The organism is Bacillus cereus group sp. Sample62, from assembly GCF_036851315.1.
In the GTDB taxonomy this organism is placed as follows: Bacteria; Bacillota; Bacilli; order Bacillales; family Bacillaceae_G; genus Bacillus_A; species Bacillus_A wiedmannii.
In genome coordinates, this window is the sequence record NZ_JAFLPK010000001.1 from 1,875,319 (window position 1) to 1,898,590 (window position 23,272).

Consider the following 23,272-nt stretch of genomic DNA (forward strand, 5'->3'; position numbering starts at 1 on the left):
AATTTCATATTATACATATAATGGAGGGGGATATACATGAAGGAGCAGTATAAAATTATTGTTTTAAGTGATGAAGTATCAGGGGAAAGGATTCAAAATGCATTAGACAAAAATAAATGTAAAATAATAGTTCATGTTGTAGACGTTTCAACTATTATTCGTATAGAAAATTCTTTTCAATATATAGTCATTTGGAGAGTGGACGCAGAAAAACTTACAAATGAATTGATAAACAAGGGCGTGCAAAGTAAAAAAATTATTAATTTAACAAAATACATGTATGAATGGAGGCATAAATTAATTTCTATATATCAAATAAATCCGGATCTTATGTTTTTATACATGTCTATGAAAAAAGTAAAGAGTGATCCCACGTATGAATTGTTTGCTACCGGTTTGTCTTATCCGTATTGTGGCATAAGTACGGAGCTCCTCTCAAAAAAGTCAATAAAATTAACACTTCCATCGCAAGATCTATACTATGATTATTTAATAGCGTCACAACTTCTATCAAACGATCATTCATTTCAATATTGTTTGATAGGAATAGCCTATTTCTCTTTTTACTTTGACATGTCGTTATCATCTGAAGCATATAGAATTCACAAAGTATATTATCCATTGTTTCAAGACGGTCATCATACTGTAGTTCATTCTCCTCTACCCACTGATGGATTCTCACATCTAGATACTCCGAAACCACTTTTTTCTATTTTTAATTTGCATTTTGAATATATTTTATTAGACGAACTAAAAGATGAATCATTGATACTACCTTGGATAAATGCTGAATGGAATACTACTCCCCTTCATATTCCTTTTGAAGAACATGGGAAAATGAGAGCAGCTTCGCATGCTAAATTGTCATATCCTCATACTTTAGTTGAAAATAAAACGATTTTCAAAAAATATTTAGAACTACTGTTAAAACATGATATAAAACCACTAATTGTTGTATTCCCTGTTACTTCACATTATTTCAATTGTAGTAGTAAGAAATTAAAAGAAGATTTTTATAAAGTTATAAATGATTTTCAAAGTCAATATTCTTTTCGGATTATAGATCTATTTGATTCACCATTATTTTGTGATGATGATTTTTATGATAGTGATCATATGAATAAAAAAGGTGCAAATAAAATGTCCGCGTTATTAAATATGTTTATTTAGGAACGAAAAGTATGATATTTTGTTTCATGTTTGCATAAAAGTATATAGGCTCCATACAGTTAAAATAATGTGATTTTCGTGTCGCGTATATAAATAATATGCGAAGAGGTGAGAGAGTAAAATGAGAACTCGTATTGAAAGAACTGAAGAGGTGGTAGATCAACTTCCATTGGTAAGTGTTTTAATTCCTACGTATAATCGTCCTCGCTACTTTGAAGAGGCATTATGTAGTGTGTTAGAACAAACGTACCCTAATATAGAAATTATAGTTGGAGATGATAGCACGAATGACGAAACAGAAAAGGTGTTACAAAAATACTTATGTGATCATTCAAATATTATTTATATAAAAAACAGGTCAACTCTCGGACAATTTGAAAATGCTCTAATGTTATTTAATGAAGCGAACGGTGAGTATGTAAATTTTTTAATGGATGATGATTTATTTCATGTGAATAAAATTGAAAAAATGATGAAGTATTTTTTCAATGATCTAGATAATGAAATTAAGCTTGTAACATCTCATCGTCAAGTAATTGATGATAAAGGAGAAGAATTACGCCATATTTATTCAACTGTTCGTTTATTTGAAGAGGATATGATTATAGAGGGAACAGAATTAGGGAATAGGGTAATTGTCGATCAAAAAAATTATATTGGAGAACCGACAACAGTTTTATTTCGTAAAAATGATTTACAAGAACCGTATGGGATTTTTGATAAGAGGAGGTATCTATGTAACGTAGATATAGCTTCATGGTTATCTTTATTAAGTAAAGGAAAAGCAGTATATATAGCAGAGACACTTAGTTACTTTCGATTACATCAAGATCAACAGTTAAATGAATCTAATAAAATGATGGATGGATTAGAAGATTTTTCACATAGTATTATAGCAGGAGAAAAATATGGTTTCTTATCCACCGAAAAAGAATTAGACAAAGCGATAACAAATTTTCTAGATTATGCAAGAAGGATAGTTCCATCATCGATATTATATACATTAGACTATTATCAAAAAATTAAAGAAAAGAAAATAAACATAGAAAAGAAAAAACAACATATAAATAATAATTCTCTTTTACCGAAAGTAAGTATACTGATTCCTGCGTATAATAGACCTTATTACTTGGAATTGGCACTCAATAGCGCTCTGAATCAAACATATGAAAATATTGAAATTGTTATTTCTGACGACAGTACAAATAATGAAGTCAATGCTATGATTCAACCGTATTTACGTGAATATGAGTGTATTACATATGTTAAAAATGAAACGCCGCTAGTTGCTGAAAACTTTAATAAGTGTATAGAACTTGCGAACGGAGAGTATATAAATTTTTTATTAGATGATGATTTATTTCATCATGAAAAGATCGAGAAAATGATGGAATACTTTTTGAAGTTAGAAAATATTTCATTTGTGACGTCATATCGTGAACTAATTGATGAGAATGGAGAGATATTACCATCCTCAACATTGAATATGAAAATTGCGAAAGAAACTACACTTTTTGAAGGAAAAGAATTAGGGAATTACATATTAAAAAACTTAAAAAATATAGTTGGTGAGCCGACAACTGTTCTGTTTAATCGAGATTTGTTTGAAGGGAAGTTTGGGTATTTTAAAGGGAAGGCGTATTCTGCTATTAACGATATTGCAACATGGCTAGATATGATGAGGAAAGGAAAAGTAGTTTATATACAAGAACCTCTCAGTTATTTTAGACAACATAGTGGACAAAATCAAAAACAAATGCACTTTATATTAATGACAATTGAAGAATGGATTGAATTAATTATAGATGCGTATAATAGTGGATTTTTAAGTTCTGAAAGAGATTATAAAGAGAGTTTATCTTATTGTTTAGAAAATGCGGGATTTATAGTTAAGGATGCAGTAAGAAATGGTGAACTAGATCAAATTTATAATGAAAAGATAGAAAAAGGGTTAAACAAGCTAGTTGCTCATATGTTTGAGAAAGAATGTTGTTATTGTCAATATTGCAATCAACAATTTGGAAAATTTTCCCCGTGGCCAGCACATTATGATTTTCCGAAATATAAATTTGAGATGTGGAATAAAGATACAGGGATATGTCCAGTTTGTAGTTCGATGGATCGTGAAAGATTGTATCGTGCATACATTGAAACAGAAACGGACTTGTTAAGTAGAAAGTATACTATGCTTCATATTGCACCTGAAGCGAAGTTAAGAGATTGGTTTAACGAGTATGAAAATATTACGTATGTATGTGGGGATTTAGAACCAAAGGATCCACTAATGAAGGAAATTGATGTTACAAGAATTACATATGATAGTAATACTTTTGATGTAATTTTATGTAGCCATGTATTAGAACATGTTCCTGATGATGATAAAGCAATGCGAGAGTTATATAGAGTTTTGAAGCCAAATGGATGGGGGATTATTCAAGTACCTATCGTAATGAATGTAGATTCTATTATAGAGAATGAATTAATTGTAACACCACAATTGCGGAAATTAGCTTTTGGTCAAGAAGATCATGTGAGAATTTATAATCAATCAGGATTCATTCAACGATTAATAAATGCGGGATTTAAGGTGGAATTATATAATGTAGCTGAAAAACAAGGAATGAAAAGTGCTAGGAAATTTGGACTATCTGAAACAGATATGCTCTATATTGTCCGAAAATGATAGGAAGGAATAAATGGATATGGAGAATATTCCTTTTTTACGTGCTTCAACTGTACCTGTAATTGAGTATTTGGAAGAATTAAAGGAAATTGATACATCTCACATATATACGAATTATGGACCTATAAATCAACGTTTTGAGGAAACAATTATGTCGGAATTTTTTCAGAACAGGGGAGCTGTTACAACAGTAGCAAACGCAACGTTAGGGTTAATGGCGGCTATTCAACTTAAGAAAAGAAGAAAAGGAAAGTATGCCCTCATGCCTAGTTTTACATTCCCTGCGACTCCATTAGCGGCTATTTGGTGTGGATTGGAACCTTATTTTATTGATATTTCAATAGAGGATTGGTATATGGATAAAACAGTACTTTTGGATAAAATTGAAGAATTAAAAGAAGAGGTTGCGATTGTTGTCCCGTACGCCACTTTTGGATCATGGATGAACTTAGAAGAATATGAAGAATTAGAGAAGAAGGGTGTTCCGGTTGTCGTAGATGCGGCACCGGGATTCGGATTAATAAATGAAAGTATGCATTACGGTCAGGATTTTAGTGGAATGATTGTATATAGTTTTCATGCAACAAAGCCTTTCGGAATTGGTGAAGGAGGGCTTATATATAGTAAAAACGAAGAAGATATACAACGTATTAAAAGAATGGGGAATTTCGGATTTGATAAAAATCGTGAATGTACGATGATGGGGTTTAATTGTAAAATGTCTGAATATGCAGCCGCTATTGGGATTGCAACTATGAAAAAATGGGATCAAAAATTAAAAGAACGCACCCGTATTTCTGAATGGTATAAACAGTTGTTACAAAATACTGGGTTAATGAAAAAAGGGTGGCAAGTCCAAAAGACAGAAGTAGTTATTCAACAATTTATGCCTATTCTTTGTCCAGAAGAAGTTCACAACATACAAGTAATAGAAGAACTGAAAAAACAGAAAATAGAAGCTAGATTATACTTTTCACCATCTTGCCACCAACAAGTACTTTTTAGAAACTATAAGTCTACAGATTTAACAAAAACGAATAAAATAGCAAAACGAATAGTAAGTTTACCTTTATGGGAAGGAATGACGAAAGAAATAGTAGAACAAATTGTAAGCTGTTTAGGGCAGAAGGTGGTTTGGGCAGATGAATAGTTTTTATAGTCTAGAAGAACTAAAGAAAATTGGGTTTTTGTCTGTTGGGAAAAATGTATTGATTAGTAAAAAAGCAAGTATATATAATCCGGGTGTTATATCGGTTGGTAATAATGTAAGAATTGATGATTTTTGCATTTTAAGTGGTAAAATCACAATTGGAAGTTATTCGCATATATCAGCGTATACAGCGTTATATGGAGGGGAAGTTGGGATTGAAATGCATGACTTTGCAAATATCTCAGCTAAAACAATAGTATATGCAGTAATTGATGATTTCAGTGGAAATACTTTAATGGGGCCAACTGTCCCGAGTCAATATAGGAATGTGAAAACAGAAAAAGTTGTTTTAAAAAAACATGCGATTATTGGTGCTAATTCTATTATTTTTCCAAATGTAACTATTGGAGAAGGCACGGCAGTCGGTGCGATGAGTATGGTAAAAGAGAGTTTAGATGATTGGTATATTTATGCGGGAGTTCCCGTAAGAAAAGTAAAACCTCGTCAAAAAAAGATGCTAGAGTTAGAAATTGATTTTTTAAAAAGCATTCATTCTTAAAAAAAGAATGAATGCTTTTTATTTTTATCCCGCTATTTGCCGGGCAGTAAAACCTCACCTCAAAATTCAGCGAAAGCAAAAAAGTTAGGTTGGGGCCTCGCTGCCAGTAAAAAACCGATTGGTGAGGGCTGATTAAAGTTTCACTTTATGATAAAGCAGAATGTATCTTAATTTATTATGTTTTAAATTTTGCTGACCAAGGCAATACTGAGCCATAGTGAATGTAAAGTTGGAGGGCGAGTGTATATGTTTGAAGAGGATGGAATTGTTTTAATTATGGAGCCTGCTGATGAAAGAAACTTGAGGAGATTTATTTTTTCAGTACCAAAGTCAGTGTATGAAAAGAAGGGGCTTACATTACACTATGGAGCAGCTATCGGACAAGGATATATGGATATAATTGAAGATATTATTAGCGTACATATAGAAATAGATGTTGTAACGATAATAGGGCATGTGAGAGGTTAAATAGATATTTGAAAAAGGTTGTAGGTGATTTAGCTAGAAGTTATGATAAAGAAGATTACAGACAAGTATAATGAAGAAGGGAGTCTAAAATGAAAATCAAATCAATTTTATTAGTATGTATAGTTTCAATTGGTTTAATGGGGTGTTCACTAGTAGAACAAGGAAAGAACTCCATAGATTATGCTCAAAAAGCGACAGACTATGTAAATGAAATAAGTGTATTTGCAAATGATGCACCAGCATTAGCTGAAAAGGCTGTTAATGATAGCGAGGCTCGAAAAGAATTAGAAACGAAGCTTAGTGAAATTAAACAAGATATACCCGCTTTCAATGAATTAGCACCACCTGATGTAGCAAAGGATCTTCATCAGCAAATCGTCGGATATAATGAAAAGTTAAATACATTAATTGATACGGCAATGACGAAGATAGAAGAAGGAAAAGTGGATGTAGAGCAATTTAAAAACTCTGAGCTTATGCAGACGATAGATCAAGTTCGTGATTTGAAAGAGAAGGTTCAAAATTTAGGACAATAATAAAAAAGCTCCGTTTGTGATGAACGGAGCTTTTTTATGTTTTCTAATGGAAAGTTTATAATATTTTCTTCCTATAATATAGGCGTTTTTTATATCTTCCATTTTTCTAAAATATGTATTGTTTTATTGGTTACATCCATGTTCACTTGAACACCTATCGGCATAGTGATCATCGGGTGGGTATGACAACAATCAAAGTCAGCTAATAAAGGAATGCTTTGGTTTTGCAGTACTTCTAATAATATTTCGTACGGTTTGCGCTTTGTACCACAATCATCAAATTGCTCATGTTTTCCAAGAAGTATACCTGAAACTTTATCAAATACACCGTTAATTTTAAGGAATGAAAAGCTTCTTTCAATAGTAGCTGCATCTTTTGAACTATCCTCAATAAATAGAATATCGCCTTCTTGAATACATGGCATATAAGAGCTGCCCCAAATTCCTTGTATTGTATTTAAGTTTCCGCCAATAACACGTCCAGTAGCTTGTCCATTTGTTACAGAAATCCAATTATTTGGTCTAAGTTCTTTTTCTTTCGTTTTCTCTTCCCAATTAATAAATTCATCTGACCAAAATAATGGTTGTTTTATGTTGTAAGGAAGAGGCGGATCGTTTTGTAATGTTTCTGAGAAATATTTGTATGTGTCATCTACAAAAGGCTCAAATTCTCCAAAGGAGGGGACGAGTGCCGGACCGTAAAATGTAGGGATTCCTGTTTTAGCATAAATCCCTAGCAATAAAGCTGTTGCATCTGAATAGCCAATCATTATTTTAGGGTTATTTTGAAAAGCTTCATAATCAATATAAGGTAATAATGAATTAGAATTCATACCGCCAATTGTTGACATAATACAAGATACATTAGGATTCCTTATTAAAGCATTCAGTTCCTCGGCACGCTCTTGTATACTGCCAGAGCGATAATAATCATATCGACCTGTTAGTGAACCTTCTAATATGTGAAATCCTTTCTGTTGTAAATAAGATTTCGCTCGTTCAAATCTTTTAGGAGAAGTGTAGGTTGCTGGTGAAGAGGGCGAATAAATGCCGATTGTGTCTCCGTATTTTAATGTCTTTGGAAGTAGCATCGTAACAATCCTTTCTATTAAGTAGTTAAATTACGACAATATAACATTAAATATTCTTATATTTCGATATTTTAATTGTAACATAAATGTATTATATGAATAAATATGCTTTTTGCCTTGACGATATAAAGTAATTATTGTTATGGTTAAACGTGAGTGTATAAAAGGTTTGCTAAAGGAGTTTTGAAATGAAGCGGTTAAAATGGGGAAGGCTGACGATCCTAGTAGTCATTATTTTAGGGATATGTTGGTTCTTATTCCAAGGAACTCAAAAGAGTACAACAAATATAGAGGGACAACCTTTACAGGTGGCAGAACTACCTAAAACAGAATTAGCTGAAAAAGTAGTGCCACCAAAGTACATACCACCGGAAATTGATGCAAAAGCAGCTATGATTATCGATGCGAGTAATGGAGATATTATTTATCAACATAATGAAAATGAAGCTTTTGCGCCAGCAAGTATGTCTAAGATGATGACAGCGTACCTTCTATTAGAAAATGTACATAATGGGAAAGTTCGCTGGGAAGATCCGGTGAAAATGAGTGCGAAAGCGGCACAAACAGAGGGTGCGAGAATCCCAGTCCAAGTGAATGACACATTAACTGTTAAAGATTTGTACCATGCATTAATGATTGAATCGGCAAATAATTCGGCTGTAGCTTTAGCAGAACATATGGAAAAAACAGAGAAAGATTTCGTTCAACTTATGAATGAAAAAGCAAAGCAGTTAAAAATGTCGGATTATGCTAAATTCGCAAATGCATCAGGACTACAAGAACCTGATGGAAGTGAGACGAAGATGACAGCTGCTGATGTAGCAAACTTGGCGTATCATCTAATAAAAGACTATCCAGAAATATTAGAAGTGACTCACTTACGTCAAAGTCAGTTAGCATTTAATAATATTAATGTTATAAGTACAAATGATATGTTAAACAAAAATAATAAAGCTTTATATATAGAAGGAATAGACGGATTAAAAACAGGATTCACAGATAGCGCAGGGTATTGTTTTACGGGTACAGCAAAACAAGGTGATACTCGTATTATTACAGTTGTAATGGGAACGAAAGGTAAAACGAAGCGTTTTACAGAGACGAATAAGTTAATGTCTTATGCATTTGGTTTAGTTAATTAAGTAAAATACTGAGTTAGATCATCATATAAAAAAGGTAATTTGTTGTTACTCATTATAGGTAACAATAAATTGCCTTTTTATTTTTAATATTAGGAAGTAAAAAGGTGAAAAATGGGAGTGTTATTATTTGAGTTTATTATTGATTGTTGATAGTATAAAGTTAGAAACTTATTAATGATAAGTTTTAAGAGGCAGAACATGATGTATACATATGAAAAAGCCTCAAATGAAAATTGGAGGGAATTATGATGGCAAAAGATTTTTACTCAGCAATTGAAGACAGAAGATCTATTTACGCGATTAGTAAAGAGCAAGTAGTTTCTGATGAAAAAATTCAAGAAGTGATTTATCATGCTGTAAAACATACACCTTCAGCTTTTAACTCTCAGAGCGCCCGCGTTGTCGTCTTGCTAGGAGAACAACATGATAAGTTATGGGATATTACGAAAGAAACGTTACGAAAAATTGTACCTGAAAATAACTTTGCATCTACTGAAGAAAAAATGAATGCATTTAAAAGTGGTTATGGAACGGTTTTATACTTTGAAGACAGTCAAGTAGTGGAAGAATTGCAAGAAAACTTTGCATTATACAAAGAGAACTTTCCAATTTGGTCTCAGCAATCCTCAGGAATGTTACAATTTGCAATTTGGACAGCTTTAGAAATTGAAGGATTTGGTGCTACATTGCAGCATTACAATCCATTAATTGATGAAGAAGTGAGAAAAGAATGGGAAGTTCCAGAAAGCTGGAAACTTACTGCGCAAATGCCGTTTGGTAAACCGGTGGTAACTGCAGGTGAAAAAGAATACCAACCTTTAGAAAATCGTGTGAAAATTTATAAATAATGCGAGATAAAAGGTGAACAGGGATACACCCTGTTCACCTTTTATAAGTAATAAGGATTTTTTTGATAGGAATTTTTCATTTGATCTTTTAATTCGTTTTTACGTGTTTCAATAGTTGATATTTTTTGTACGGTAATAATTGAAACGAATTGAAAAAAAGCATAGTACAATTCTATATTTTTATTTATAGGATCATCTATTATGTTTTTCATAAATATACCTCCTTTTTTAATCCCATTATTTGCGGGCAATAAGACTTCCATCTCAAAATTCAATGTACCGCCCTGTAAAAGTTCGATAGGTTTCAGTGTAGGGTAAATAAAATTTGTATTGGTTAAAATACCACTATATATATGATAATATAAATATCCTATAAATACCATAGTTAGTGAAAAGTGGGTAGTGGTGTGTGTGTTTTCGCCAAATTAGAACAGAATTTTTGAAGTTAAATCTTACAAATCGTCAAATCTTTTATAAGTGATAGATAGTATCAAAAAAAGTTTTCTGAAAATATTATACTATTGATAAAAAAAGCATTTTTTGTCATGATAAGAGTATGCTTTATGTAAGGGACTTTACTAGAAAATACATTCTTTGCATTGGATTAGATGAATAGAGTTTTTCAAAGTGGATAGAAAATGTATATTAAGATAATGAATGAAATGTCGAATTTTCAATGAAATACATAAGAGAATTGAAAAAAGCATTGCAAAAACAATAAGTTTAATGGTAAAGTTCACATGAAGTTCACACGGAATTCACTTCATTCATTTAAAATGAACTCTGTGTGAAAAATAAAACTCTTGTTAAAAAATGGAACTTAATGAATATTTTACTTTAATAATATTGTAAAGTATTAAGTTTATAAGTTTTTTAAAGAGGATAGTAGGGAAAGGAAGTAAAGACAACTTATGAAAAAAGTAATTGCAGGTTTAGCAGCAGCTTCTGTAGTGGGTGTTGCAGTTCCAGGTATGGATTCTGCTCAGGCTCAAGTTTCAAATGAGGCGCTAAAAGAAATTAATGGACAAACTCAAACTCAAACGACTGTAACTGAAACAAAAAAGGTAGAAACAACTTCTGAATTAAAATACACGGTAACAGCTGATGTATTAAATGTACGTTCAGGTGCTGGTACAGGACATAACGTTATTTCTAAAGTGAAATCAGGTCAAGTACTACAAGTAATTGGACAAGAAAACGGTTGGTTCAAAGTAACTGTAAACGGTCAAACTGGTTATGTAAGTGGTGACTTCGTAACGACTGGTGGTAAAACAGGAACTACTGTTCAACAAGGAACTGGTACTTACACAGTAAACGTTTCTTCACTAAACGTACGTACAGGCCCAAGTACATCTCATACAGTATTAGGCTCTGTAAATAAAGGTAAAACAGTACAAGTTGTTGGAGAAGTACAAGATTGGTTTAAAATCAACTTCAATGGTGGAACTGGATACGTAAGCAAAGACTTCGTAACAAAAGGTGGTTCTGCTGTATCTAACGAAACAAAACAACCAACTACAAACAACAATACTACTACAGTTCAAACTGGTGGTTCTTATGTTGTTAACACTGGTGCTTTAAAAGTACGTACAGGCCCAGCTACATACAACGCTGTAATCGGTGGCGTAACAAACGGTAAAGTATTAAACGTTACTGGCGCTGAAAATGGTTGGTACAAAATTAACCATAACGGCCGTACAGGTTACGTAAGTGCAGACTTCGTTAAGTTTGTAAAAGGCGGAGTAAACAACGTTACAAATAACAATAACAATAACGTTCAACAACCAGGTAAAGACGTACAAAAACCAACAACAGGTGGAGATACATCTTCAATCGCTGGATTCGCTAGATCTTTAAATGGTTCACCATACAGAACTGCTGGTACAACACCTGCTGGTTTTGACTGCAGTGGATTCATTCACTACGTATTAAATCAAACTGGTAATAAAGGCGCTCGTCAAACAGTTGCTGGATACTGGAGCTCTAAAACAAAAACTAGCAATCCACAACCAGGTGATTTAGTATACTTCCAAAATACTTATAAATCAGGTCCTTCTCACATGGGCGTTTACTTAGGAAACGGTCAGTTCATTAGTGCAGAAACTGATGCAACTGGTGTACGTATTAGTTCTGTAAGTAACTCTTACTGGAGCAAGCACATGTTAGGTTACACAAAAGCATACTAAGAAAAAGTAGTTTATATACTTTTCGTATAGAGAAAAGGCTTTCCAGGGAAACTTGGGAAGCCTTTTTATAGTTGAATAAATTGGGAATGTAGTAGTTTTTACTGTAACTTCCCATTTAAAAATCGAGCGTATAGGTCATGGAAGTAGTTCGGGCGAAATAAGTTTGCTGCATGTCCTGCAAGCGGTATTTCTTTATATAAAACGTTAGGAAGAATGGATTTCAAATCAAAAAGACAAGATTTATAGAGATGATCATGTTCACCCATTACCCATAGAATAGGGTGGGGAAGTGATTTTAATTTAGATTTTAAATCGAATTCTAAACGATGCCGTAATGATTGGGCAATAATTGATGAATGTAATTGCAATCCGAAACGGTAATAAATATTTCTTGAAATGACTGCGAACGGATTTGCCTTTAGCATGCCACTTGGGAAAATGGTATTTGCGTATTGAGAGAGCCATTTAGAGTAATCGTCTCCTCGCTTCTCCCAGAACTTTTGAAATACGTTATATAAAAGGGATGGATTATTATAATGTCCACCAATGTGACAAATGCTCAATACTTTTTCTGGATGCATTTGTGCAAAAATTGTAGAGATATAACAGCCGTAACTTAGAGCGCAAATATGAGCTTTTTGAATGCCTTCTTTTTCATATAAATTCAATAATTGATCTACGAGGCGCTGTAATGAAAATTCGATATCTGCACCTTTATCATCGCCATGACCTAATAAGTCGTAAGTTATAATGTTATAGGTGGCTGAAAATCGTTTATGCTCTTTTTTGAAGGCACGACGATTGCCGACTAAGCCATGAATAAAAATGATTGTTTCCTTTTCGGAATGTATATTTGTTTGCAAAAAGGATACTCCTTTCAATAACGGGAGATTTATACAGTATTGTAAATTAGTTATCTATAATTCACATAGAGTAATATTAAGTACCAGGTAATAATATCAGATATTTATATCTGTTGTAAAGATGTGTTTGTATGTATATTTTGTAAAAACAGAAAAAGTGTGTTTACATTCAGTTTACATTTGTATTGTATTCTATTTTTAGAAAGAACAGTTTGGTTGAACAAGAGGAGATGAACAAAAATGGAAGTTAGAAATGAGATGGAGAAAAAAGGAAGCTGGAGGCAGTTTTTACGCCTTATTCAAGATACAAATCCTCCAAAGGGGATTCTTGCTTTTGCGTTATTAATGAGTTTACTTTCTACTGGAGCAAGTTTATTTATACCGATGTTAACGAAGGGCTTAGTAGATAATTTTTCAATTTCGTCAATTAGTACAGGACAAATTGTTGGGCTAATTGCATTCTTTATTATGCAAACTATAGCCGCGGGATTGTCTATATATTTACTAAATTATATAGGACAGAAGATTGTAGCTGGACTGAGAGAACGTTTGTGGAAAAAGGTGCTTATTTTACCGGTAACTTATTATGATCAAAATAGAACAGGCGATACAATTAGCCGTATGACAAATGATACAGGAGTTGTGAAAACATTAATTTCTGAGCATTTGTCAAATTTATTAACAGGCGGTATTTCAATTGTTGGATCATTAATTGTATTATTTGTTTTAGATTGGAAAATGACACTTTTACTTTTAACGGTTATTCCGTTATCAGTACTCATCTTAGTTCCACTTGGACGAAAAATGTATAAGATTTCAAAAGCACTTCAAGATGAAACGGCTTCTTTTACTAGTGTATTAACACAAGTATTATCAGAAATTCGTTTAGTGAAATCTTCGAACACAGAAAAAAAGGAATATGAAACTGGAAATAAAGGTATTGAAAAGCTATTACAATTTGGCTTGAAAGAGGGAAAAGTGCAAGCGTTAATTTCACCAGTTATGTCGTTTGTTTTAATGGCATTACTTGTTATTATCGTAGGGTATGGTGGAATGCGAGTTTCTAGCGGTGCATTAACAACAGGAGAACTAGTAGCATTTATTTTATATTTAGTTCAAATTATAATGCCGATGAGTCAATTATCTATGTTCTTTACACAATTCCAAAAGGCAATTGGTGCAACGGAAAGAATTAATACAATTTTAGAATATGAAGTAGAAGATCATGAAACTGGTGTGAAAGTCACAAATGCTAAGCAACCAATCGTTCTTGAAAATGTACATTTCGAGTATAACGAAGAAGAGAAAGTTTTAAAGAATATTGATTTCACAATTGAATCAGGAAAAGTAACAGCAATTGTAGGACCAAGTGGTAGCGGGAAAACGACGTTATTCTCACTATTAGAACGTTTTTACGAGCCAACTAGCGGTGCCATTAAATTAGGAAAAGACTCAATTACGAGTTATTCATTGCAATCATGGCGACGTCAAATTGGTTACGTTTCACAAGATAGTCCGTTAATTGATGGGACAATTCGCGATAATATTTGCTACGGTGTTGAGGGTGAAGTGACAGATGAAGAAATTGAAAAAGTAGCAGCGATGGCATATGTTGATGCATTTATTCATGATTTGCCAAACGGATACGCAACAGAAGTTGGAGAACGTGGTGTGAAGCTTTCAGGAGGGCAAAGACAACGAATTGCGATTGCTCGAGCGTTACTTCGAAATCCACAAATTCTTATGTTAGATGAAGCAACTTCAAGTTTAGATAGTAAATCAGAGTCTGTCGTTCAAAAAGCATTAAATAACTTAATGAAAGGCAGAACAACGTTAGTTATTGCACATAGGCTTTCTACTGTTGTAGATGCAGATAAAATTATCTTTATAGAAAAAGGGAATCTTACAGGAAGCGGTACACATGATGAATTATTACAGACACATGATATGTATCGTGAATTTGCAACGCAACAATTGAAAATTAAAGAGGGCGCATTATAAAATGAATCATCAGTGGGGTTTTTACTCCACTAATGATTCATTTTTAAAAGTTTTATAAAGGATGCGAATTAGAAAGGAATTGGTTTCTTTGATACTTAACATTTTAATAGTGGACGACGATCCGCATATTAGAGAACTTGTTTCTGTATTTTTAGAACGAGAAGGTTTTCAAACATATGAGGCAATTGATGGACTAGATGCACTTCAGAAAATAGATGAAGTAAAAGTTGATATGGTTGTTCTTGATATCATGATGCCAAATATGGATGGATTTGATGTATGTTTTGAATTAAGGAAGTACTATGATATTCCGATTTTGATGCTAACTGCTAAAGGGGAAACGTCTCAAAAAGTAAAAGGATTTCACCTTGGCACGGATGATTATCTTGTAAAACCATTTGATCCTATAGAACTAGTAGTGAGAGTTAAGGCGTTATTGAAACGTTACCAAATTACAGTGTCGCAATCGATTCAAATTGGGAATGTACTGTTAAATCGTAAAACATTTGAAGTTACAGCTGGAGAACAAACAGTCACATTACCGCTAAAAGAATTTGAATTGCTCTTTACTTTAGGTTCTAAAGCAGGAAGAACTTGTTCGAGAGAGCAGTTAATTGAAGATGTATGGGGATATGATTTTGAAGGGAATGAACGTACACTAGACGTTCATATTAATCGACTACGTGAGAAGTTTCAAGAAGAGAAGTCGAAGTTTAGTATTAAAACGATAAGAGGATTAGGGTATCGCTTAGAGGTAAGTAAATGAGGAAAAGAAAACGAATGAGTAAGTTGAAGATGTTGAAAGTAACGGGAGCGGTATTAGCGCTTTTTTCTTTTCTCACTATAATTTGGTCTATCGCATTTTATGTAGCAACTAGTATATTGAATGCTTTTGAAGTAAACGTATCGTCGTTTGTTGCCTTTCTAATTAGTGATATGGTCGGTTTTATATTTATTGTTCTTATCTGGACATTGATTGGGATATTAATGAGACCAAAACGAGAGGCAATGATTTGGACTATTATTGAACCGATACAAAAAATTGCAAAAGGAGACTTCTCCGTAAAAATACGAAATGAAGAAAAGTATGATGGAGAAATTGGTGTACTCGTAAAAAGTATAAATGATATGACAGATGAACTGAATGCGATGGAGAAAATGCGCCAGGAATTTGTATCGAATGTTTCTCATGAAATACAGTCACCTTTAACTTCTATAAAAGGATTTGCTAGAGCACTACAAGATAACAATCTTTCCGAGGAAAAACGAAAGCATTATCTTACTATTATTGAAACGGAAACGACGAGATTATCTAAACTAAGCCAAAATTTACTGAAACTAACTCTTTTAGAGTCGGAAGAGTATACACCAGAAAGAGTGACTTATCGATTAGATCAACAGTTAAAGCAAACTGTGTTAAATAGTGAACCGCTCTGGGCTGAAAAAGAAATTGAATTAGACCTTGATTTAGAAAAAGTGCATATAACTGCGGATCAAGAAAGTATGAGTCAAGTGTGGATTAATTTAATTCATAATAGTATTAAATTTACGCCAAGTCGTGGCACAATTACAATTCAGTTACAAGAATATGAGAAATTCGTAGAAATACGTATTCGTGACACTGGAATTGGTATATCTGAAGAACAGAAACAACATATTTTTGAGCGTTTTTATAAAGCGGACTCTTCACGAAATCGTACTTATGGAGGAAGTGGATTAGGTTTAGCTATCGTAAAAAAGGTACTCGACCTTCATCAAGGAAAAATAAAAGTCGAGAGTGAAGAGGGGAATGGAACAGAATTTATTGTTTGTATTCCTAAATATGAAGAAAAGTAGTGTTAGGAGGAAAATCTTCTAACACTATTTTTCTTTAAAAATACATTCCCCGTTACTGCAACTATATTGATAAGCTTTTCCTTCGTTATTCATACGGTATGAATAATGTGATTTTTTATCTTTCTTAAAGTCAACATATGCTTCTGCACCGTTTTTATCATTATCGATATCAATGAATTGAACGTAGCGTATAGAATAATCTTTCTTTTCACTTAAACCTCTTTTTTGCAAGTTTGTATGAATACCGTCTACTAACTCGTCAAACAATGACCAGTTTAAATTAAGACTTTCAAATGACTCAGTATGTCTTCCTAAAATGCCGTTGTCTTATATTATTTTCTTATTATTATCGTATATATAAGAGTATGTAAAATAAGGTTCGTCTTTATATACGACCTCTGCATAATAGCCGATATTATAAATGGGAGTATATTTTCCGGTTATGCTTTGTATTTCTTTTTGCTTATAGCCTTTTATAGTATAGAGATAGTCGCTAGTATCTTTTTCTATTACTTTATAATGTAGTGGATTACCAAATATAAAGTACATAGCCAAAAATATGATACATAGTCCGACTGCAGTTAGTGATAAGAACCATTTTTTTCTTTTCATACACATACACTCTCCTATGCGGGATTTATTTTTATTTTACTTGAATTATGGCAAAAACATGAGACTTATAAAGTGAAACTTTAATCAGTGGGGGTTTTGTTCATCCCCCACCTAACTTCTTTGCTTCCACTGAATTTTGAGGTGGGGGTCTTACTGCCCGTTAATGCGGGATAAATAAAAACTTTCCATAGTTACCTATAAGTAACCTACGCACATGAAAGTGCATCATTGCCTTTTTACATAAACATAGATACAATTTTAATATAATACATAACTGAGATGATTAAGGAGTGTTATACTTGGCAGAATTATTACAAGGCAAAAATGCTTTAATTACAGGAGCAGGTAGAGGAATTGGTCGCGCTGTAGCGATCGCGTTAGCGAAAGAGGGCGTAAATGTAGGTCTTTTAGCTCGTTCAGAAGAAAACTTAAAAGCTGTAGCGAAAGAAGTGGAAGCAGAAGGCGTAAAAGCTGTTATTGCGACTGCTGATGTATCTTCATACGAAGAAGTGACTACTGCGATTGAGACGTTAAAAAACGGTTTAGGATCTATCGATATTTTAATTAATAACGCTGGTATTTCTAAGTTCGGTAAGTTTTTAGAATTAGACGTTGCTGATTGGGAAAAAATCATTCAAGTAAACTTAATGGGTGTATATTATGCAACTCGTGCAGCTTTACCAAGTATGATTGAACAACAATCTGGTGATATTATTAACATTTCATCTACAGCAGGACAAAAAGGTGCACCTGTGACAAGTGCATACAGTGCTTCTAAATTTGGTGTTCTTGGCTTAACAGAATCGTTAGCGATGGAAGTTCGCAAACATAACATTCGTGTAACAGCTTTAACTCCAAGTACAGTAGCAACGGATATGGCTGTAGATTTAGGATTAACTGACGGAAACCCAGATAAAGTAATGCAAGCAGAAGATATTGCAGAGTTTATCGTAGCGCAGCTGAAATTAAATAAACGTACATTTATTAAATCAGCAGGACTTTGGTCTACTAATCCGTAAGGGATAAATTTATAAATAAAAGAAGGGATATTTATTCTGTAATGGAGTAGATGTCCCTTCTTTATTTTTGTTTACGAGACAGAACTTTCTGTATAATAATATGTGAATAGTAGAAAAGTATTGAAAGGGATGGTATTTACATGAGTACGATTGAGAAATGGATGGCTGTTGATCAATATGTGAGTGATGTATTAATACCAAAAGATTCTACATTAGAAGAAGTACTTCAAGCAAACGCTGCAGCTAATTTACCAGCACATGATGTATCGCCAACGCAAGGGAAGTTTTTGCAACTATTAGTACAAATACAAGGAGCTCGAAACATTTTGGAAATTGGTACTCTAGGCGGATATAGCACGATATGGCTTGCAAGGGGATTGCCATTGGGAGGCAGAGTTGTTACATTGGAGGCAAGTGAAAAGCATGCTGAAATTGCACGTATCAATATTGAGCGCGCTAATTTGAAAGATAGAGTTGAAATACGATTAGGATTAGCGTTAGATTCTTTAAAACAAATAGAAAATGAGAAGTATGAACCATTTGATTTTATTTTCATAGATGCTGATAAACAAAATAACCCTGCTTATTTTGAAGGGGCACTGAAACTATCACGTCCTGGTACTGTAATTATTGGGGATAACGTAGTACGTGAAGGAGAAGTTATTGACAATACGAGTAACGATCCTCGCATACAAGGGATACGTCGCTTCTATGAATTAATAGCTGCAGAGCCACGTGTAAGTGCTACTGCGCTTCAAACTGTCGGAAGTAAAGGGTACGATGGGTTTGTAATGGCAGTCGTAAAAGAGTGATACGGTTCGAAAGTCTATTACACTTATAGTAGAGTTTAGGGGAGTGAGAGATAATGAATGAAGCAGCGCAACAATACTGGACGGAGTATTGGAAAGATGCTGAGATACCAAAATCGGTGAGTGCGTGGAAATTTGGTGATACCCCAAATCGTCTTGCTAAGCAAGTAGTTGACGGAACGAAAACCGCAACTTGTTCTGCATATCTCTTCTATGAATTAAAGAATGTACCGTTACCAACTACAGAGGACTACTCTGTTATTTTGGATCACGATGAAAATCCGGTAGCAATTGTAAAAACGATTGAAGTAACAATAGTACCTATGAATGAAATTACAGAAGAATTTGCAATTGCTGAAGGGGATGAAAGCTATAAAAGTTGGAAGGAGATCCATGAAAGATATTTCAGAAGTAAATTGAATGAAGTGGGTCATGATTTTTCTGATGATATATTGCTTGTATGTGAACGATTTAGAAGAATAGATATAAAAAAATAGGAGGATAGAAAATGAAAAAGATGTTTCAAAAATTATAACATGTATCGTGTACAACACAGCTAGCTCGTGGACCTCCAACACGTATAAAAATATAAGCTTATATAAAAATTGGAGGTTAGGAATAGATGAGAACTGAAAAAGACATGCTAAACTTAATTATGAATACAGCAAAAGAGGATGAAAGAATTCGAGCTGTCATTATGAATGGATCACGTGTAAATCCACATGTGAAAAAAGATTGTTTTCAAGACTATGATATTATGTATGTTGTAAATGATATACAATCTTTTACGTCTAATCATAATTGGATTCATAGATTTGGAGAAATAATGATTGTACAAATGCCGGAAGAAATGTCATTAGTTCCAGCAGATGAAGACGGGAAATTTCCGTATTTAATGCAGTTTATGGATGGGAACCGAATTGATTTAACGTTAGTTCCCGTTGATTTGATACATACATTCGTTGGGCAAGATAGTTTAAGTAAACTGCTTCTTGATAAAGATAATTGTATTGACGAATTTCCACCAGCAAGCGATAGGGACTACTTAATAAAAAAGCCTACAGAAAAAGAGTTTTTAGATTGCTGTAATGAAATTTGGTGGTGTAGTACGAATGTGGCAAAAGGACTATGGAGAGAAGAACTTTCTTATGCGAAAGGAATACTTGATGGCCCGGTGCGAGATATGTTTATCGTAATGTTAGAATGGCATATTGGTATGAGAACAGACTTTACAGTTAATGCAGGGAAGTTTGGAAAGCTTTTCGAGCAATACATTGAAAAAGATATGTGGGAGCAATTTAAACGGACCTATTCGAATGCTGAATATGAAAACATATGGGAGTCATTTTTTGTAATGGGCGATTTATTTAGAAAAGTTGCGAACGAAATTGCTAACACATATGGGTATCAATACCCGCAAGGTGATGATGACAGAGTGACAAGCTATTTAAAACATGTAAAAGCTTTGCCGAAAGATAGTGCATCGATTTATTAATTGTATAAAGCAGTAAGACTGTCCTAATTATGGACAGTCTTATTTTTGTTCATGAATAATAATTTCTCTAACAAAGTGCAGATGAATCACATATGAAATTTTAGGGAGGTTTTTATCATGTGTTATTTTTATTCGTCAGAAATGTTTGCCCCATATCAATGGAGACTAGAACGAGATGTTTCGTACGCCTATATGCCATATCACTCATTTTATTATGGAGACTATATAAGCTCATTGCCATACGCATATATCCCTCAAAACTATACAGTACAAATGAAAACATATGAGCGTGGATCGTGGACACCATTTTCGTGGGTCGAAAAATATGCGTACGCATTTTCAGGACCGTACAATAAAGCGGAAGTAGCCCTTACATTTGATGATGGACCAGATTTAGAATTTACGCCGAAAATTTTAGATAAGTTAAAACAATATAATGTGAAGGCGACTTTCTTCTTGCTTGGTGAAAACGCAGAAAAGTATCCGAATGTAGTAAAACGTATTGCGAATGAAGGGCATGTAATTGGCAATCATACGTATAGCCATCCAAATTTAGCGAAAGTAAATGATGTTGAGTACCGTAATCAAATTATGAAAACGGAAGAAATATTAAATCGTTTAGCTGGTTATGCACCGAAATTTATTCGTCCGCCATACGGTGAAATACTTGAAAATCAATTGAAGTGGGCAACAGAGCAAAATTTTATGATTGTACAATGGAGTGTTGATACGGTTGATTGGAAAGGAGTAAGCGCTGATACGATTACCAATAATGTGTTAGGGAATTCATTTCCTGGCAGTGTTATACTTCAGCATTCAACACCAGGTGGGCATTTGCAAGGATCAGTAGAGGCGCTAGACAAAATTATTCCGCAGTTAAAAAAGAAAGGGGCACGCTTTGTAACGCTGCCAAGTATGTTCCAAACATCGAAAGAGAGAAAATAAACTGGAATTTAAATCAGTCGGGTATTGTCAATCATCCACTATAAAGAATAGGACTCCCAAGTGCTTTAAAATGGGAGTCCTATTTTATTCATAAACTATTATTTTTTAGTAATTCTTTTCCTTGTTCTACAACAAATTCATAGTATGCAAGATCATACGGATAAATATCTTCAAATGTTATTGTTATCGGTGTATTGCTTAAAACAGAAATAGCCGTAAAAGATGAAATCTCTCTTTTTAATAGTTGTAGAAAAGAAGTTGCATGTATTTTCATCACATCGTCTACTTCTTCACCTGGTGCGAATGGAAGTGAATTGATGACATTGTGAAAATACATATGACAAAACTCGCGATCTGTAAGATTTGAAATTTCATAATCTATTTGAAAGATTCCTTTATATGCTAAATCAATCGTTTGGAAAGAAAGCCCTAATTCTTCTTCAATTTCACGAAGGCCACCAATTTGTACATCTTCATCATGCATAATATGTCCGGCTGAAGTAATATCCCATATACCCGGAGCTTCTTTTTTATTTTTAGAGCGTAATTGGAAATATAAGAACATATCTTCATCATCTTTTTCTACAAACCAACAATGAAATGTTTCGTGCCAATCACCGTCACGATGCACTTCATCACGCAATTTCTTCCCAAGTGTATTTCTTTCAGGATCAAATATTGTTAGCCACTCTGTCATTTAAATTCCCCTTTCTGCCAATTATATTATACAATATTTGTATTGAATTTTGGGAAAATAAAGAAAAATGGAGTGGTTAATAGTGGGGATAGAGAGTAAAGAAATAAAATCGATTATTTCAACAGAGGAAGAATTACGGAAAATATTAGGGCAACCAAGTGAGCGAGCGTTAAAGAAAGTTATTTCATCATTAGACCACCATTGCGTAGATTTTCTGTCTAAATCTCCTTTTCTAGTATTGTCTACTGCAAATAAATTAGGAGAGTGTGATGCTTCGCCGAGAGGAGACGCACCTGGATTTGTATTCGTATTAAATAATAATAAAATTATTATTCCAGAAAGACCAGGTAACCGTCGTATAGATTCCATTTTGAACATTATTTCAAATCCATACGTAGGGTTACTCTTTTTTATTCCAGGCCTTGGGGAGACGCTCCGGATAAACGGCCGAGCGTATATTACAAACGACGAAGAGATATTGCAAGAAATGCAGGCGAATGGACGCAATCCGTTACTTGGAATTGTCGTTGAAATAGAAGAGTGTTATATTCATTGTGCAAAAGCTTTTATCCGATCTAAGATGTGGGATCCAGAATCTTGGTTACATAAAAAAGAGTTACCTTCAGCAGCAAAAATGTTGCTGGAGCATGCGAAAGTAAATGCTTCAGAAGAAGATGTTGCACGTTCTTTAGAAGAAAGTTATACGAAAAGATTGTATTGAAAAACTTTAGTAATATATTTTTAAAGGCGGATTTCTAATCGTTTTGGAATGGGATATTTATATATGAACTGTTGATTTACAAACTGGAGAAATAATAAAATAGGTAAATCGAGAGGCAGTTGCATAATGTTATTGTGAAATATAATAAAATAGTATCTTGAAAATAGTTAGTAAAAATAGGCTTGCTTTTTAAAAAGTTGATAACTATAATAAGTTAACAAATAGACATGAACGAAAAGTAACGATAAGGACATGAAATCATTTTTACGGTTTACAGAGAGGGAAGTCAAGGGTGTGAGCTTCCTAACACGAGAAATGGTTTTACCACCTTTGAACTTCAATAGTGAATGAGTAATCTAGTAATTATTGACGGAATCAGCCGTTATCTGAACTTGAGCAATCTAGGGAGAAATACGTCTAGATTGGAACAAGGGTGGAACC

General features: G+C 33.5%; 22 protein-coding genes, 1 pseudogene and 1 other annotated feature (1 of these 24 cut by a window edge). Of the genes and pseudogenes, 18 read left to right on the forward strand and 5 right to left on the reverse strand.

Annotated elements, in window-relative coordinates; genetic code table 11:
- Positions 1-36 precede the first annotated feature (36 nt).
- The 6 genes from J0835_RS09510 (at position 37) to J0835_RS09535 (ending at position 6,566) form a co-directional block, all read left to right on the forward strand.
- Positions 37-1,170, forward strand: coding sequence for a hypothetical protein (locus J0835_RS09510; RefSeq protein ID WP_087980235.1), 1,134 nt, complete (start codon positions 37-39; stop codon positions 1,168-1,170).
- A gap of 121 nt (positions 1,171-1,291) precedes the next feature.
- Positions 1,292-3,853, forward strand: a complete 2,562-nt coding sequence (locus tag J0835_RS09515) for a glycosyltransferase (protein WP_087980236.1) — start codon at positions 1,292-1,294, stop codon at positions 3,851-3,853.
- Positions 3,854-3,872: 19 nt separating this feature from the next.
- Positions 3,873-5,003 (forward strand): aminotransferase class I/II-fold pyridoxal phosphate-dependent enzyme, encoded by a 1,131-nt coding sequence (locus J0835_RS09520; protein WP_087980809.1) that lies wholly within the window; start codon positions 3,873-3,875, stop codon positions 5,001-5,003.
- Positions 4,996-5,562: an acyltransferase gene (locus tag J0835_RS09525; RefSeq protein ID WP_087980237.1), complete on the forward strand. Its 567-nt coding sequence runs from the start codon at positions 4,996-4,998 to the stop codon at positions 5,560-5,562. The genes J0835_RS09520 and J0835_RS09525 overlap by 8 nt, the downstream gene beginning before the upstream one ends.
- A 246-nt stretch (positions 5,563-5,808) precedes the next feature.
- On the forward strand, positions 5,809-6,030 hold the full coding sequence (locus J0835_RS09530; protein WP_140386735.1) for a hypothetical protein: 222 nt from the start codon (positions 5,809-5,811) through the stop codon (positions 6,028-6,030).
- A gap of 89 nt (positions 6,031-6,119) precedes the next feature.
- Positions 6,120-6,566 carry a DUF6376 family protein gene (locus J0835_RS09535; protein WP_087980239.1) on the forward strand — a complete coding sequence of 149 codons (447 nt, stop codon included), beginning with the start codon at positions 6,120-6,122 and terminating at the stop codon, positions 6,564-6,566.
- A gap of 89 nt (positions 6,567-6,655) precedes the next feature.
- On the opposite strand, the gene J0835_RS09540 is transcribed toward J0835_RS09535, so the two are convergent.
- Positions 6,656-7,657, reverse strand: a complete 1,002-nt coding sequence (locus J0835_RS09540) for a S66 family peptidase (protein WP_087980240.1) — start codon at positions 7,655-7,657, stop codon at positions 6,656-6,658.
- A gap of 188 nt (positions 7,658-7,845) precedes the next feature.
- Here J0835_RS09540 and J0835_RS09545 point away from each other — a divergent pair, with 188 nt between their 5' ends.
- Both J0835_RS09545 and J0835_RS09550 read left to right on the forward strand, forming a co-directional pair.
- The gene (locus J0835_RS09545; RefSeq protein ID WP_087980241.1) at positions 7,846-8,799 is read left to right on the forward strand and encodes a D-alanyl-D-alanine carboxypeptidase family protein; all 954 of its coding nucleotides are present in this window, start codon (positions 7,846-7,848) and stop codon (positions 8,797-8,799) included.
- 245 nt (positions 8,800-9,044) lie between these two features.
- A complete protein-coding gene (locus tag J0835_RS09550) occupies positions 9,045-9,647 on the forward strand; it encodes a nitroreductase family protein (protein ID WP_176373331.1) in 603 nt (200 codons plus the stop codon).
- Positions 9,648-9,688: 41 nt separating this feature from the next.
- On the opposite strand, the gene J0835_RS09555 is transcribed toward J0835_RS09550, so the two are convergent.
- The gene (locus J0835_RS09555; RefSeq protein ID WP_140386736.1) at positions 9,689-9,859 is read right to left on the reverse strand and encodes a DNA mismatch repair protein MutT; all 171 of its coding nucleotides are present in this window, start codon (positions 9,857-9,859) and stop codon (positions 9,689-9,691) included.
- Between the two features lie 699 nt (positions 9,860-10,558).
- Here J0835_RS09555 and entFM point away from each other — a divergent pair.
- Positions 10,559-11,833, forward strand: a complete 1,275-nt coding sequence (gene entFM / locus J0835_RS09560; protein WP_087980243.1) for an enterotoxin EntFM — start codon at positions 10,559-10,561, stop codon at positions 11,831-11,833.
- Positions 11,834-11,931: 98 nt separating this feature from the next.
- On the opposite strand, the gene J0835_RS09565 is transcribed toward entFM, so the two are convergent.
- Entirely contained in the window at positions 11,932-12,696 is a 765-nt protein-coding gene (locus J0835_RS09565; protein ID WP_087980244.1) for an alpha/beta fold hydrolase, read from the reverse strand.
- Positions 12,697-12,936: 240 nt separating this feature from the next.
- Here J0835_RS09565 and J0835_RS09570 point away from each other — a divergent pair, with 240 nt between their 5' ends.
- The 3 genes from J0835_RS09570 (at position 12,937) to hitS (ending at position 16,533) form a co-directional block, all read left to right on the forward strand.
- Positions 12,937-14,697 (forward strand): ABC transporter ATP-binding protein, encoded by a 1,761-nt coding sequence (locus tag J0835_RS09570; protein WP_144536308.1) that lies wholly within the window; start codon positions 12,937-12,939, stop codon positions 14,695-14,697.
- 88 nt (positions 14,698-14,785) lie between these two features.
- Positions 14,786-15,463 carry a response regulator transcription factor gene (hitR, locus tag J0835_RS09575; RefSeq protein ID WP_217894813.1) on the forward strand — a complete coding sequence of 226 codons (678 nt, stop codon included), beginning with the start codon at positions 14,786-14,788 and terminating at the stop codon, positions 15,461-15,463.
- Positions 15,460-16,533, forward strand: coding sequence for an envelope stress sensor histidine kinase HitS (gene hitS, locus J0835_RS09580; protein WP_140386737.1), 1,074 nt, complete (start codon positions 15,460-15,462; stop codon positions 16,531-16,533). Before hitR ends, hitS begins: the two co-directional genes overlap by 4 nt.
- A 24-nt stretch (positions 16,534-16,557) precedes the next feature.
- Here hitS and J0835_RS09585 read toward each other — a convergent pair.
- Positions 16,558-17,145 (reverse strand): annotated as a pseudogene (locus J0835_RS09585) (DUF3139 domain-containing protein).
- Positions 17,146-17,444: 299 nt separating this feature from the next.
- On the opposite strand from J0835_RS09585, the gene J0835_RS09590 reads away from it, so the two are divergent.
- The 5 genes from J0835_RS09590 (at position 17,445) to J0835_RS09610 (ending at position 21,413) form a co-directional block, all read left to right on the forward strand.
- Positions 17,445-18,164, forward strand: a complete 720-nt coding sequence (locus tag J0835_RS09590; RefSeq protein ID WP_000818985.1) for a 3-ketoacyl-ACP reductase — start codon at positions 17,445-17,447, stop codon at positions 18,162-18,164.
- A 140-nt stretch (positions 18,165-18,304) separates the two neighbouring features.
- On the forward strand, positions 18,305-18,976 hold the full coding sequence (locus tag J0835_RS09595; RefSeq protein ID WP_087980246.1) for an O-methyltransferase: 672 nt from the start codon (positions 18,305-18,307) through the stop codon (positions 18,974-18,976).
- A gap of 53 nt (positions 18,977-19,029) precedes the next feature.
- A complete protein-coding gene (locus tag J0835_RS09600) occupies positions 19,030-19,470 on the forward strand; it encodes an ASCH domain-containing protein (protein WP_087980247.1) in 441 nt (146 codons plus the stop codon).
- Between the two features lie 125 nt (positions 19,471-19,595).
- Complete coding sequence (locus J0835_RS09605) at positions 19,596-20,468, forward strand: aminoglycoside 6-adenylyltransferase (RefSeq protein WP_087980248.1); 873 nt, start codon at positions 19,596-19,598, stop codon at positions 20,466-20,468.
- Positions 20,469-20,585: 117 nt separating this feature from the next.
- On the forward strand, positions 20,586-21,413 hold the full coding sequence (locus J0835_RS09610) for a peptidoglycan-N-acetylglucosamine deacetylase (RefSeq protein ID WP_087980249.1): 828 nt from the start codon (positions 20,586-20,588) through the stop codon (positions 21,411-21,413).
- Positions 21,414-21,501: 88 nt separating this feature from the next.
- Here J0835_RS09610 and J0835_RS09615 read toward each other — a convergent pair whose 3' ends face one another.
- Positions 21,502-22,110: an NUDIX hydrolase gene (locus J0835_RS09615; protein ID WP_087980250.1), complete on the reverse strand. Its 609-nt coding sequence runs from the start codon at positions 22,108-22,110 to the stop codon at positions 21,502-21,504.
- An 82-nt stretch (positions 22,111-22,192) separates the two neighbouring features.
- On the opposite strand from J0835_RS09615, the gene J0835_RS09620 reads away from it, so the two are divergent.
- On the forward strand, positions 22,193-22,831 hold the full coding sequence (locus tag J0835_RS09620; RefSeq protein WP_087980251.1) for a pyridoxamine 5'-phosphate oxidase family protein: 639 nt from the start codon (positions 22,193-22,195) through the stop codon (positions 22,829-22,831).
- Between the two features lie 232 nt (positions 22,832-23,063).
- Positions 23,064-23,272 (forward strand) — a binding site (T-box leader) (it continues 25 nt past the right edge of the window).